The sequence below is a fragment of the Teichococcus aerophilus genome, assembly GCF_014490485.1.
GTDB classification, from domain to species: domain Bacteria; phylum Pseudomonadota; class Alphaproteobacteria; order Acetobacterales; family Acetobacteraceae; genus Pseudoroseomonas; species Pseudoroseomonas aerophila.
On sequence record NZ_JACTVA010000030.1, the window covers coordinates 49,891 to 62,555 of the forward strand.

The 12,665-nt window shown below is 68.8% G+C and carries 11 protein-coding genes; 7 read left to right on the forward strand and 4 right to left on the reverse strand.

Annotated elements, in window-relative coordinates; all coding sequences use genetic code 11:
* Window positions 1–82: 82 nt before the first annotated feature.
* Window positions 83–832 carry an SDR family oxidoreductase gene (locus tag IBL26_RS15930; RefSeq protein ID WP_187785492.1) on the forward strand — a complete coding sequence of 250 codons (750 nt, stop codon included), beginning with the start codon at window positions 83–85 and terminating at the stop codon, window positions 830–832.
* Window positions 833–963: 131 nt separating this feature from the next.
* Here IBL26_RS15930 and IBL26_RS15935 read toward each other — a convergent pair whose 3' ends face one another.
* Window positions 964–1,755, reverse strand: a complete 792-nt coding sequence (locus IBL26_RS15935) for an IclR family transcriptional regulator (protein ID WP_187785493.1) — start codon at window positions 1,753–1,755, stop codon at window positions 964–966.
* Window positions 1,756–1,849: 94 nt separating this feature from the next.
* On the opposite strand from IBL26_RS15935, the gene IBL26_RS15940 reads away from it, so the two are divergent.
* From IBL26_RS15940 to IBL26_RS15965, 6 genes are all read left to right on the forward strand, one after another.
* Window positions 1,850–3,409 (forward strand): acyl-CoA synthetase, encoded by a 1,560-nt coding sequence (locus tag IBL26_RS15940; protein WP_187785494.1) that lies wholly within the window; start codon window positions 1,850–1,852, stop codon window positions 3,407–3,409.
* A gap of 35 nt (window positions 3,410–3,444) precedes the next feature.
* Window positions 3,445–4,599: an FAS1-like dehydratase domain-containing protein gene (locus tag IBL26_RS15945; protein WP_187785495.1), complete on the forward strand. Its 1,155-nt coding sequence runs from the start codon at window positions 3,445–3,447 to the stop codon at window positions 4,597–4,599.
* Window positions 4,600–4,684: 85 nt separating this feature from the next.
* The gene (locus IBL26_RS15950) at window positions 4,685–5,665 is read left to right on the forward strand and encodes a Bug family tripartite tricarboxylate transporter substrate binding protein (protein ID WP_187785496.1); all 981 of its coding nucleotides are present in this window, start codon (window positions 4,685–4,687) and stop codon (window positions 5,663–5,665) included.
* Window positions 5,666–5,687: 22 nt separating this feature from the next.
* A complete protein-coding gene (locus IBL26_RS15955; protein WP_187785497.1) occupies window positions 5,688–7,001 on the forward strand; it encodes a CaiB/BaiF CoA transferase family protein in 1,314 nt (437 codons plus the stop codon).
* Window positions 7,001–8,623, forward strand: a complete 1,623-nt coding sequence (locus tag IBL26_RS15960; RefSeq protein ID WP_187785498.1) for a carboxyl transferase domain-containing protein — start codon at window positions 7,001–7,003, stop codon at window positions 8,621–8,623. The genes IBL26_RS15955 and IBL26_RS15960 overlap by 1 nt, the downstream gene beginning before the upstream one ends.
* A gap of 5 nt (window positions 8,624–8,628) precedes the next feature.
* On the forward strand, window positions 8,629–10,599 hold the full coding sequence (locus IBL26_RS15965; RefSeq protein ID WP_187785499.1) for an acetyl/propionyl/methylcrotonyl-CoA carboxylase subunit alpha: 1,971 nt from the start codon (window positions 8,629–8,631) through the stop codon (window positions 10,597–10,599).
* 44 nt (window positions 10,600–10,643) lie between these two features.
* Here IBL26_RS15965 and IBL26_RS15970 read toward each other — a convergent pair whose 3' ends face one another.
* The 3 genes from IBL26_RS15970 to IBL26_RS15980 form a co-directional block, all read right to left on the reverse strand.
* Window positions 10,644–11,006: a DUF3313 domain-containing protein gene (locus IBL26_RS15970; protein ID WP_187785500.1), complete on the reverse strand. Its 363-nt coding sequence runs from the start codon at window positions 11,004–11,006 to the stop codon at window positions 10,644–10,646.
* A gap of 250 nt (window positions 11,007–11,256) precedes the next feature.
* Window positions 11,257–11,472: a hypothetical protein gene (locus IBL26_RS15975; RefSeq protein ID WP_187785501.1), complete on the reverse strand. Its 216-nt coding sequence runs from the start codon at window positions 11,470–11,472 to the stop codon at window positions 11,257–11,259.
* 227 nt (window positions 11,473–11,699) lie between these two features.
* The gene (locus IBL26_RS15980) at window positions 11,700–12,326 is read right to left on the reverse strand and encodes a TetR/AcrR family transcriptional regulator (protein ID WP_187785502.1); all 627 of its coding nucleotides are present in this window, start codon (window positions 12,324–12,326) and stop codon (window positions 11,700–11,702) included.
* Window positions 12,327–12,665 lie beyond the last annotated feature (339 nt).

Consider the following 12,665-nt stretch of genomic DNA (forward strand, 5'->3'; position numbering starts at 1 on the left):
GAACACTCCGCATCACCCGGCGCGGACCACGCCATGGCCGCGTCCAGGCTGCCCAAGAAGAAACCATCGGGGGAAACAAAGCATGCGTCTCGCAGGGAAATCCGCGCTCGTCACCGGCGGCGCCTCGGGCTTCGGGGTCGGCATCGCCCGCCTGTTCGCCGAGCAGGGTGCGAAGGTCACCATCATGGACCTGAACGGCCCGGGCGCCGAGGAAGTGGCAGGCACGATCGGCCCCGCCGTGGCCGCCATCCGTGGCGACGTCACCTCCCGCAGCGATACGGAGGCGGCGGTGCAGCGCGCCATCGCGCATGGCGGCAAGCTCGACATCATCGTCAACAATGCCGGCTGGACGCATCGCAACAAGCCGATCCTGGAGGTGACGGAGGAGGAGTTCGACCGCGTCTACGCCATCAATGTGAAGGCGCTGTTCCACATGACGCACGCCGCCGTGCCGGTGCTGCGGGCCCAGGGCGGCGGCGTGATGATCAATATCGGCTCCACCGCCGGCATCCGCCCGCGCCCGGGGCTGACCTGGTACAACGGCACCAAGGGGGCGGTGAATCTGCTCTCCCGCTCCATGGCGGTGGAGTTGGCGCCGGACAAGATCCGCGTCAATTGCGTGGCGCCGGTGATGGGCGCGACGGCACTGCTGGAGGCCTTCATGGGCATGCCGGACACGCCGGAGAACCGCGCGAAGTTCCTGGCCACCATCCCGCTCGGCCGTCTGTCCAAGGCCGAGGACATCGCCAGCGCCTGCCTGTACCTCGCCTCCGACGAAGCCAATTTCATCACTGGCGTGGTGTTGGAAGTGGATGGCGGCCGGACGATCTAGCCGGTGGTCCGGCAGGTTTGGTGAAGGCTGGGGAGGGCATTCCCCAGGCCCGAGTTATTGTCGGCGTGGCTCTGGTTCCGCGATGAGGCCAGGGCGGCCGCGTCACCCACTGTCGTGAGAAGGAACCTGGCCTACGCGCCTTCCAGCTTCAGGGAGAGCGCGGCGGCCTGCGCCCGCATCGCGGTGCCGATATCTTCCAGCCCCAACCTGCGCAGTTGCTCGGCCACGCCGACGACGACGATGGCGTGGGAGACGCGGCCGCGCGGCATCACCGGCGCCGCGATGACGGTGACGCCGGTGATATAGCGGCCTTCATCGACGGCGTAGCCGCTCTCCCGCGTCGCCTGCACGTCGTCCCGCCATTGCTGCAGGCTGGGCGGGTTCTCCCACCGCAAGGTGTGGAAGCGCCGTTCCATCTCCTTCCAGGAATGGTCGCCGAAGGCGGCGATGCAGCGGCCCGTGGCGCTGATCAGCGCCGGGTAGCGGCTGCCGACATCCACCTGCAGCCGTAGCGCATGACCCGGGCGGGCAATGGCCAGCGCCACGATATGGTCCAGCCCGGTGGCCTCGACGCCGATGGCGGTGGTGCCGTACTCGGCCGCCAGCCGGTCCAGCACCGGTTGCGCCAAATTGGCGAAGGGGTCGTTGCGCAACATGCCCCGCGCCAGCGCGACGACGCCGCTGGCCAGCGCATAGCGCTTGGTGGCCGAGTCCACCGACAACAATTCCTCGGCCACCAGGGCGCGCAGGATGTGCAGGCAGGTGCTGGGCACCATGCCCAGCGGCCGCGCGATGGCATGCACGCCGAGCGGTGCCTCGCTGCGCGACAGCAGCCGCAGGATGGCCACCGCCCGGGTGACGGCGGGCACGGCGCGGGCAACGGCGCCGGAATTACCGGCGGCTTCGTCGGGGTCTGGCTTCATGTTGTATCTGTACAACAGATAACTCTCATTGACAACATCCTCCGCCCCTGACTTGAATGCCCGAAAGGCGCATAGCCGAGGGAGACAACGTCCGATGACACAGCTCACCGATAGCTGTGACTACGCCTTTGCGCAGGCTCACTTCACGCCCGCCCGGCTGTGGGAGTTCTTCGACGGCGACAGGTCGCATTTCAACATCGCGCATGAATGCATCGACCGCCACGCGGCGGACCCGGCGCGGCTGGCGGTGCGGGTGGCGCATGCCGATGGGCGGGACGAACTGATCACCTTCCGCGCCATCGCGGACGCATCCTCCCGCATCGCCCATTGGCTGGCCGCGCGCGGCGTCGGGCCCGGCGACCGGGTCGCCGTCATGCTGGACCCGTCCCTGCCCTTCTATGCGGCGATGTTCGGCGCCATGAAGCGCGGCGCCATCGCGGTGCCGCTGTTCACCCTGTTCGGGCCGGACGGCATCCGCCTGCGTGTCTCCGACTGCGCGCCGCGCGTGCTGCTGACCAATGCCGAGAAGGCGCCGGCCGCCCAGGGCATCGCGGGTACCGAGACCGTCATCGTCGACGACGCTTTCATGGCCGCGCTGGCCGCCCTGCCGACGGAGTACGTGCCGGATACCAAGGCGGACGACCTGGCACTGTTCCAGTATACCTCGGGCACCACGCGGGAACTGCCGGCGGCGGTGAAGCACACGCACCGCTCCGTCGTCGTGCTGATGATGGCGGCGCTGTACGGCACCGGCATCCGGCCGGGCGACCAGTTCTTCTGCCCCTCCTCCCCTGCCTGGGGGCATGGGCTGGCGCATGGCACGCTGGCGCCGCTGGCGATGGGCGTCACCACCGGCACCTATGCCGGCCGCTTCGATGCCGCCCGGCTGATGCGGGCGCTGCAGGATTTCGGCATCACCAACCTCTCCGCCGCTTCCACCCACTACCGGATGATGCGCACCAATGGCGGTGCCGGCGGCTTCACCTTCGCCATCCGCAAGCTCTCCTATACCGGCGAGCCGATCGACGTGGAGACGCTGCGCTTCATCGACGAGACCTTCGGCGTGCCCGCCTGCAGCATGTACGGCACCACCGAGGTCGGCGTGGCGCTGGTGAACTACCCGGGCGCGACCGATTTCCGCGTCAAGCCCGGCTCCCTGGGCAAGGCCGTGCCGGGGTTGGAGGTGCAGGTGCAGCGGCCGGACGGCACGCCCTGCACACCCGGCGAGATCGGCGAGATCCGCCTGCACCGCCGCGGCGAGTGGGTGCCGACCAAGGACCTCGGCCGCATCGACGAGGATGGTTACTTCCACCACGCCGGCCGGGCCGACGACGTCATCATCTCCGCCGGCTGGACCATGAGCGCGGTGGAGATCGAGGACGTGCTGATGCAGCACGCCGACGTGCGCGAAGCCGCCGCGATCGGCGTGCCGGACCCGGTGCGCGGCCAGGTGGTGAAGGCCTTCATCGTCAGCCACCGCACGGGCGACGAAGCCTTCACGCGTGAGTTGCAGGACTTCACCCGTGCGCGGCTGAGCCAGCACGAATACCCCCGCCAGATCGCCTTCGTGGCCGAGTTGCCGAAGACGCCGGCGGGCAAGATCCATCGCAAGGCCATCCGCGACGCCGAAGCCGCGCGCCGCGTGACCGCCTGAGCCAACCAGACGCCAGAACGGACAGAGGAAGCATCATGTCAGCCACCACGCTGGAGCAGCCGGGCACCCGGCTCTTCCCCAAGATCACCGAGGCGGCGCTGGACGACCTGCGCCAGCGCATCGGCAAGCCGATCGAGAATACCGCGGAGCCCTGGAACTACGAAGCGACGCGCGACAACATCCGCCACTACGCCCACGGCATCGGTGACGACAACCCGCTGTGGTGCGACCCGGCCTATGCCGAGCGCAGCGCACATGGCGGCATCCTGGCGCTGCCGAGCTTCCTGTTCACCACCAGCCGCATCATCTCCGGCTATGTCGGCGGCCTGCCGGGCGTGCATGCCATGTGGTCCGGCGCCGATTGGCGCTGGCACCGCTGGGTCCGCCGCAATGAGGTGATCCGCACCGAGGCGCATCTGTCCGACCTCGTCGAGCACAATACCGGCTTCGCCGGCCGCGCCATTCGCCAGGTCTATCACGTCGACTTCTACGGCGACGGCGGCGACAAGGTGGCCGAGGCCGAGAGCTGGTGCTTCCGCACCGACCGCGACGCGGCGCGCGAGCAGGGCACCAAGTATACCGACGTGAAGTCCAAGCCCCCCCGCGTCTATACCGACGAGGAGCTGGACCGCGTCTACAAGCTGTACGAGGCCGAGGAAGTGCGCGGCGCCACCCCGCGCTACTACGAGGACGTGCAGGTCGGCGACGCGCTGCCGACCATGGCCAAGGGGCCGATGACGGTGACGGGCTTCGTCGCCTTCGCGCAGGGCTGGGGCGGCCTGTATATCCGCGCCAACAAGCTGGCCTGGCGGCAGATCCGCAACCATCCCGGCCTCGGCATCAAGAACCGCTTCGGCATCCCCGATTGCCCGGAGCGCGTGCACTGGGAGCCGGAGATGGCGCTGATGGTCGGCGCGCCGGGTGCCTATGACTACGGGCCGGAGCGCTGTTCCTGGCTGACCCACCACGTCACCAACTGGATGGGCGACGCTGGCTTCCTCACCCGTGCCACCAGCAAGCTGCGCCGCCACAACCCCGAGGGCGACCTGCTGTTCATCGACGGCAAGGTGACGGGCAAGCGCGTCGAGGGTGGCCGCAACCTGGTCGATATCGAGCAGCAGGCGGTCAACCAGGATGGCGAGCTGTCGGTGCTGGGCACCGCGACCGTGGCCCTGCCCAGCCGTGCCTGACCTCATGCTATGACCGGCGGGGGCGGCACGCCGCCCCCGCCGAGACGGACGTCCAAGCAACAAAACAAAACAGGGAAGACACGTCATGCACAGGAGGACCATGCTGGCAGGGCCGCTGGCACTGTTGGCGGGCACCGCCGCGCTCCCGGGCGCGCGGGCCCAGGCTCAGGCTGCGAACTATCCCACCCGGCCCGTCCGCATCATGGTGCCCTATGCCGCCGGCCAGGGGTCCGACCTGTTCGCACGCCGTTTCTCCGAATACTTCCACAAGCGGCTCGGCCAGGTCTTCGTGGTGGAGAACCGCGCCGGTGCCGGCGGCAATATCGGCACCGCCGCCGCCGCGCGGACCGAGCCGGATGGCTACACGTTGCTATGGGGCACCAACGGCACCCATGCGGGCAACGAGTTCATGTATGCGTCACTGGGCTTCGACCCGGTGAAGGATTTCGACCCGATCGCCGGCGTGCTGCGCTTCGGCATGGTGCTCTCCACCGCGAAGAACAGCCGCTTCCACAGCGTGGCCGAGCTGATCGCGGCGGCGAAGGAGAAGCCGGGGCAGGTTTCCGTCGGCTGCCCCAGCACCACGGCGCGCGTCGTGCTGCAGATGATCCGGGACAAGACCGGCGCCGACCTGCTGCCGGTGCCCTATAACGGCAGTGGCCAGGCGCTGACGGGGCTGTTGCGGAACGACGTGCAGGCCTCGATCGATACCGTCACCGCCGCGCTGGGGCCGATCCGCCAGGGACAGGTGGCGCCCATCGCCATCTCCACCGACAGCCGTACGGAATCCCTGGCCGAGGTGCCGACGCTGAAGGAATCCGGCGTCGATGTCACGCTGGTGGCGTGGAACGCGCTCTATGCGCCGCGTAGCACCCCGCCGGCCGTGGTGCAGCTGATGAACCGGGTGGTGAACGAGGCCCTGGCCGACCCGGCGATCAAGGCGAACATGGTGCAGGATGGCGCGGACCCGCTGGGCGGCACGCCGGCCGATCTCGCCGCGCTGATGCGCCGGGACCGCGCGATCTGGGAACCCATCGTCCGCAGCCTGGGGCTGACCGCGCAATAGGCGGGGCGAAGGAGGAACAGCCATGGACCAGCCGATGCCGCAGCAACAGGCGCCCGCAGCCCCACCCGCCGCCGCCTGGAAGGGCCCGCTGGCGGGACTGCGGGTGCTGGACCTCACCCGCGTGCTGGCCGGCCCGCTCGCCGCCCAGTTCCTGGCCGATTTGGGCGCCGAGGTGCTGAAGCTGGAAGCGCCGGAGCGGGGTGACGAGACGCGCGGCTTCGCGCCTTTCGTCGAGGGCGAGAGCCACTATTTCCTGGCGCTGAATCGTGGCAAGCGCAGCCTGGTGGTGGATCTGCGCGAGCCGGAAGGGGCGGAGATCCTGCGCGGCCTGGTGGCGAAAGCCGATGTGCTGATCGAGAATTTCCGGCCAGGGGTGATGGACCGCCTCGGCCTCGGCGCCGCGGCGCTGATGGCGGCGAACCCGCGGCTGATCTACTGCGCCATCAGCGGCTTCGGCCTGACCGGGCCATTGGCCGGCGCACCGTCCTTCGACATCGTCACCCAGGCCATGACGGGGGTGATGAGCGTCAATGGCGCCGCCGGCGGTGCGCCGGTGAAGCTGGGCCTGCCGATCGGTGACATGTCCGGCGGCATCTTCGGCGCCATCGGCATCCTCTCCGCCCTGCATGAGCGTTCCGTCACCGGGCGCGGGCGGCTGATCGATGCCAGCCTGTATGACGGCACGATGTCGCTGCTGGGCTACCTGTCGCAGTTGGCCTTTATCACCGGGCAGAACCCGCAGCCGGTGGGCTCGGCGCATCCCAGCGTGGTGCCGTATGATGCCTTCCCGGCGATGGATGGCGCCATCGTCATCGCCTGCCTGGCCGACCAGTTCTGGCCGCGCCTGTGCACGGCGCTGGGCTGCCCCGAGCTGGGCAGCGACCCCGGCCTGGCCACCATGGCGCAGCGGCGCGAACGCAGGGGCGAGATCGAGCCGCGCATCGCCGCCATCACCCGCACCCGCAGCGTCGCCGAATGGCAGGGCATCCTGGAAGCGCACGACGTACCGCATGCACCCGTGCTGGGCGTGCAGGAAGCGCTGGCCCACCCGCATGCCCGGGCGCGGGAGATGGTAGTGGAGGTGCAGCACCAGACGCTCGGCACCATGCCGGTACTGGGCCGGCCCTTGAAGTTTCCCGGCGAGACGCAGGCGCCGCTGGAGGCGCCGCCTGTACTGGGCCAGCACACCGAGGAAATCCTCCGGCGCGAGCTGAACTATTCCGCCGCGCAGATCCAGGCCCTGCGCGAGCGCGGCGTGATCGACCGGGGCACACGGCCGCATGCCCCTGCTCCACAGACAGAGAACGGACCCGGGTCCGTGACAGGAAACAGCTGATGCCGGTGCTGCAAACCGCAGTGGACGTCCGCGCGCCCGACTACGCCGAGAACGCGGCCCGCATGCGCGCGCTAGTCGATGACCTGCGCCAGCGGGCGGAGCGGGTGCGCGAAGGTGGCGGCGCGGCGGCGCGGGAGAAGCATCTGGCCCGCGGCAAGCTGCTGCCGCGTGACCGGGTGCGCGCCCTGATCGACCCCGCCTCCCCCTTCCTGGAGATCGGTCAACTGGCCGCGCAGGGACTGTACCAGGACGAGGTGCCCTCGGCCGGGCTGATCGCCGGCATCGGCCGGGTGGCGGGGCGCGAGTGCATGATCGTGGCCAACGACGCCACGGTGAAGGGCGGCACCTACTTCCCGCTGACGGTGAAGAAGCACCTCCGCGCACAGGAAATCGCCGAGCAGAACCGCCTGCCCTGCCTGTACCTGGTGGATTCCGGCGGCGCCAACCTGCCGAATCAGGACGAGGTGTTTCCGGACCGCGACCATTTCGGCCGGATCTTCTTCAACCAGGCGCAGATGTCGGCCAAGGGCATTCCGCAGATCGCGGTGGTGATGGGAAGTTGCACCGCCGGCGGCGCCTACGTGCCGGCGATGTCCGACCAGAGCATTATCGTGCGCAACCAGGGCACCATCTTCCTGGCCGGCCCGCCGCTGGTGAAGGCGGCGACGGGCGAGGTGGTCAGCGCCGAGGATCTGGGCGGCGCGGAGGTGCATTCCCGCATCTCCGGCGTCACCGACCATCTGGCGGAAAGCGACGCGCATGCGCTGGGAATCGCCCGCCGCATCGTCGGCGGATTGAACACCAGGAAGCCCGCATCGCTCGACATCGCCGCGCCACGGGCGCCGCTCTATGACGCGCAGAGCCTGCATGGCGTGGTGCCGGCGGACCTGCGCCAGCCCTATGACGTGCGGGAGGTGATCGCACGGCTGGTCGATGCCTCGGAATTCGATGAGTTCAAGCCGCTCTATGGCCCGACGCTGGTGACCGGCTTCGCGCGGCTGCATGGCTACCCCGTCGGCATCATCGCCAATAACGGCGTGCTGTTCTCGGAATCCGCGCAGAAGGGGGCGCATTTCATCGAGCTGTGCTGCCAGCGCGGCATTCCGCTGGTGTTCCTGCAGAACATCACCGGCTTCATGGTCGGGCGAAAATATGAGAGCGGCGGCATTGCCAAGGACGGCGCCAAGATGGTGACGGCTGTGGCGACGGCCACGGTGCCGAAATTTACCGTCGTCATCGGCGGCAGTTTCGGCGCCGGCAATTACGGCATGTGCGGCCGCGCCTATTCGCCGCGCTTCCTGTTCATGTGGCCCAACGCCCGCATCGGCGTCATGGGCGGGGAACAGGCGGCCTCGGTCCTCTCCACCATCCGGCGGGACGCGATGGAGGCCAAGGGCGAAACCTGGCCGGTGGAGGAGGAGGAGCGCTTCAAGGCGCCGCTGCGCGAGCAGTACGAGACCCAGGGCCATCCCTACTACGCCAGCGCCCGGCTATGGGATGACGGCATCATCGACCCGGCGGATACGCGGACCGTCCTGGGGCTGGCCATCTCGGCCGCGCTGAACGCGCCCATCGAATCCTGGGCCGGTCGTGGCCCGGGCTTCGGCCTGTTCCGGATGTAATGGCGATGTTCAACACCATCCTGGTCGCCAATCGTGGCGAAATCGCCTGCCGCGTGATGCGCACCGCGCAGCGCATGGGCATCCGCGCCGTCGCGGTGTATTCGGAAGCCGATGCCAGGTCCATGCATGTCGCCATGGCCGACGATGCCCGGCTGCTGGGCCCGGCCCCGGCGCGAGACAGCTATCTGCGCATCGACGCCATCATCGCCGCCGCCATCGCCTCGGGCGCCGAGGCAATCCATCCGGGCTATGGCTTCCTGTCCGAGAACGCGGAGTTCGCGCAAGCCTGTGACGCCGCCGGCATCGTCTTCATTGGCCCGCCGCCGGCTTCCATCCGCGCCATGGGGTCCAAATCGGCCGCCAAGGCGCTGATGGAGCGCGCCGGGGTGCCGTTGGTGTCCGGGTATCACGGTGCCGACCAGGCGCCTGCGGTACTGCAGCGCGAGGCCGACCGCATCGGTTATCCGCTGCTGATCAAAGCCAGCGCCGGCGGCGGCGGCAAGGGTATGAAGGTGGTGGAGTCCGCAGCGGCATTCCAGGGCTGCCTCGATCTGGCCAAGGGCGAGGCGCGCTCGGCCTTCGGCGACGATCATGTGCTGCTGGAGCGCTACCTGACGCAGCCGCGCCATATTGAGATCCAGGTCTTCGCCGATACACACGGCAATGTCGTGCATCTGTTCGAGCGTGATTGCTCCATCCAGCGCCGTCACCAGAAGGTGCTGGAGGAAGCGCCCGCGCCCGGCATGGATGCGGCCCGGCGGGACGCCATGGGCCGCGCGGCCTGCGATGCGGCGCGAGCCATCGACTATGTCGGCGCAGGCACCGTGGAGTTCATCGCCGAGGGCGACGCCTTCCACTTCATGGAGATGAATACGCGGCTGCAAGTGGAGCATCCGGTGACGGAAGCCATCACTGGGCAGGACCTGGTGGAGTGGCAGTTGCGCGTAGCGGCGGGGCAGCCCCTGCCCCTGGCGCAGGAAGATCTGCGGATACGCGGCCACGCCATCGAGGTACGGCTCTACGCCGAGGACCCGGCACGGGAGTTCGCGCCCTCCACCGGGCGGGTCGAGCATCTGCGCCTGCCGGCGGGGGATGGCATCCGCGTCGATACCGGCATCCGCCAGGGCGATGCTGTGAGCATTCATTATGACCCGATGATCGCCAAGATCATCGCCTATGCGCCGGACCGCGATGCCGCGCTTGCGCGGCTGTCCCGCGCCCTGACGGGCACGGAGATCGCCGGGCCCGCCACCAACCTGGCGCTGCTGCGCGGCATCGCAGCCCAGGCGGAGTTCCGCGCCGGCGGTGTCGACACCGGCTTCATCGGCCGGCATGCCGATACGTTGCTGGCACCGCCCGGCCCGGCGTCCCGCGAGGTCCTGGCCGCCGCGGTGGTCGAGTGGCTGGAGGGACATGATGCCGTCGCCGATACCGCCGATCCGCATTCGCCCTGGGGCGCCGTCAGTGCCTGGCGGATGAACGGCGATGGCTACCAGGACATCCATCTGGCGGATGGCGAGACGACGCAGGTCGTGCGCGCGCATCTGCATCCGCATCGCTGGCGGCTCGATCTTCCCGGTGGCAATGCCGAAATCGACACGCTGGCCCATGAGGATGGCAGCCGTACCGTCTGGCTGGACGGGCGCGCCTTCAAGGCGCTTGTGCTGCGGCGGCAGGACCGGCTGACGGTCTATGCCGATGGCAGCAGCCATACCGTGTACGCGGTCGACCCACTGGCCATGGGCGGCGTGGTGGAGGCAGCGGCGGGCCGCGTGTTGGCCCCGATGCCCGGCAAGGTGCTGGAGGTACTGGTGACGCCTGGGCAGGTGGTCACGCGCGGAGCCGTGTTGATGATGCTGGAGGCGATGAAGGTGCAGATGCGCATCACCGCCCCGGCGGATGGCACCGTGACAGCCATTTCCTGCCAGGCTGGCGACCTGGTCGAGGATGGGGCGGAGCTGGTGCTGCTGGACTGAGGCTCGGCGGCCGGGAAGTGCGCGCTCCCCAGCCGCCCGGGTCATCAGCGCGGCTGTTCCAGAAGCTCCTCCGCCCCCTTGTCGATCCCGGTGCGTGCGGCGGCGAGCGAGCCGATGCCGGCGGGAATGTTGTAAGCGTTCGGGTACTGCTTGGCGACGAAGGCATCCAACAATGTGTTGCTGGCGGCATCGAAGATCTCCACCGCATAGCTGGCGGAGCTGATGAAGAGGCCCTCGCCGCCACGGGCTGCCTGCACGCCGTTATAGAGACCGCCGCCGATGTCGAACCGCGTGACGGTGCTGAGCACGGGCGTGGTGGCGGCGCCGGCCAGGGTCAGGCGGATGCGCAGGGTGTTGGGCGCGGCGTCGTTCACCAGCGCGAAGCGCTGGCCGAGCCTGGGGCCCATGTCGGTTCCTTGACGGGCTCGGCGTGAGCGGGGGCGACGCTGTCGCTCGGCCACGCAAGGTTATGGTGGGTGCGAGAAGCCGTGCATCCGCGCCGGGCGGCTCTGGGCCGTAGCGCGCGTCACACGCCGGCGCGGTGCGGGCCGGGGTCCGCGGTTGCAAGCCTCGTCACGCGACGCCATCGATGTAGTGGCAACAAAGCACGATGCCCACTGGCAACTGGCGATGTCTGACACCGGGGTTCGATGCATGTCAGCGTGCAGGGCTGGGTGTGGCGCCTGCATCGGCGACAAAGCAGGCGGTGCAGGCAGTCACACCGGGCGCGCTCAGGACCCACTCGGCCCAGGCTGTCATCAGCGGGTCGTATCCGGTGCAGGAGACGATGCCGGCATAGACGGAAATCAATGCGGCGGCCGCTGGGACCAGCCAGATGAAGGCGCCATAGGGCTCGGGCGTCCAGAGTGCCAACGGCGCGGGCTTGCGACGAAGGTCACAGCTGTCCCCATAGGAAGTTTGCTTGCGTAGACTGCGATCATGGCCATCGTGGCCAGACGTGTGCCGCGTGAGGATCGTCCCCCAAAGGCCGCGACGCCGTCGTGCGGGCCTGGATGCCAAGCCGGCCATGAGGGGTCTCCGTGTCTTGCTTGGCTTCAGCCTAGCGACAGGATGCCCAATTTGCAAACCATCTAGACGGTTTATGTCGAAGAGGACGCCTGCGCACTGGCTTTGCGCTTCCGGCCGGCTGCGGAGTGCGTGGGCCGGGCCAGCGTCGCCCAGCGGGTGTGGTCCATCAACTGGTCGAACAGGCGGCCACGCTCCTCCTCACCCAGCGGGCAGAGGCCGAGCAGGGACGTGAGGGCCAGGCCACGCGCGGCGGCCCAGCGCAGGGTGGAAAGGTCCTGGTCCTCGGCCTCGTCCCGAATGGCGGCGACGCGCGTAGCGTCGTGCGCCCGCGTCGGGCCCAGCAGGCTGGGGTCCTGCGCCACGGCGCCCATGACCGCGAAGGCCACCGAATTGGGATGAGACAAGGTGCTGCGCAGCGTGGCGATTTCGGACGTCAGGACCGGGAGCGGCTGGTCCGCAGCCTGAGCGGCCCTGATCTGCTCGAACACCGCCGCGAAGTCCTGCATCTGATGTTCCATCAGCGCCTTCAGCACCGCTTCCTTGGTGCGGAAATGGTGCATCAGCGCGCCCTTGCTGATCCCGCCTTCCTTGGCGATGGCATCGAGGGTCAGCCGCCCGGCACCGTCGCGCGCGATGATAGCCAGGGCAGCCTGGATCACCGTGTTGCGGGTCCGCTCGGAGCGGGCAGTATTATCCATCAGGCGTTCCAGAACTGGGCAGGTGCGGCGCCTGGAAGGTAACACCGGTGCCCCTGAAAACAAACCAGGCGGCTTTTTATGGGACTGCTTGCCTGTAACGGCCGAGCGGGGCGGGCCTGGGGCAGAAAGCGGAACTGCCCCCGGCATGGCGGGCGTTACCGAGCTGGCGGCCCCCCTCCCCTGCCCCATCCGGCCCGACCTGAACGAGCTCAAGAACGCGTACAAGCACGTGTTGCCGTCGAGTATCGCGCTCCGCGCCGTACCTAGAGGCTGTTATGGACCTGGGGTGAGTAGAGCGGCCTGTTTGAGCATGAGGCAGACGAAGGCGACGAGGTGGAG

Excerpts from the sequence above, each read along its gene's own strand:
- IBL26_RS15930 (WP_187785492.1), top strand. The coding sequence starts at position 83 with ATGCGTCTCGCAGGGAAATCCGCGCTCGTCACCGGCGGCGCCTCGGGC.
- IBL26_RS15935 (WP_187785493.1), bottom strand. The coding sequence starts at position 1,755 with ATGAAGCCAGACCCCGACGAAGCCGCCGGTAATTCCGGCGCCGTTGCC.
- IBL26_RS15940 (WP_187785494.1), top strand. The coding sequence starts at position 1,850 with ATGACACAGCTCACCGATAGCTGTGACTACGCCTTTGCGCAGGCTCAC.
- IBL26_RS15945 (WP_187785495.1), top strand. The coding sequence starts at position 3,445 with ATGTCAGCCACCACGCTGGAGCAGCCGGGCACCCGGCTCTTCCCCAAG.
- IBL26_RS15950 (WP_187785496.1), top strand. The coding sequence starts at position 4,685 with ATGCACAGGAGGACCATGCTGGCAGGGCCGCTGGCACTGTTGGCGGGC.
- IBL26_RS15955 (WP_187785497.1), top strand. The coding sequence starts at position 5,688 with ATGGACCAGCCGATGCCGCAGCAACAGGCGCCCGCAGCCCCACCCGCC.
- IBL26_RS15960 (WP_187785498.1), top strand. The coding sequence starts at position 7,001 with ATGCCGGTGCTGCAAACCGCAGTGGACGTCCGCGCGCCCGACTACGCC.
- IBL26_RS15965 (WP_187785499.1), top strand. The coding sequence starts at position 8,629 with ATGTTCAACACCATCCTGGTCGCCAATCGTGGCGAAATCGCCTGCCGC.
- IBL26_RS15970 (WP_187785500.1), bottom strand. The coding sequence starts at position 11,006 with ATGGGCCCCAGGCTCGGCCAGCGCTTCGCGCTGGTGAACGACGCCGCG.
- IBL26_RS15980 (WP_187785502.1), bottom strand. The coding sequence starts at position 12,326 with ATGGATAATACTGCCCGCTCCGAGCGGACCCGCAACACGGTGATCCAG.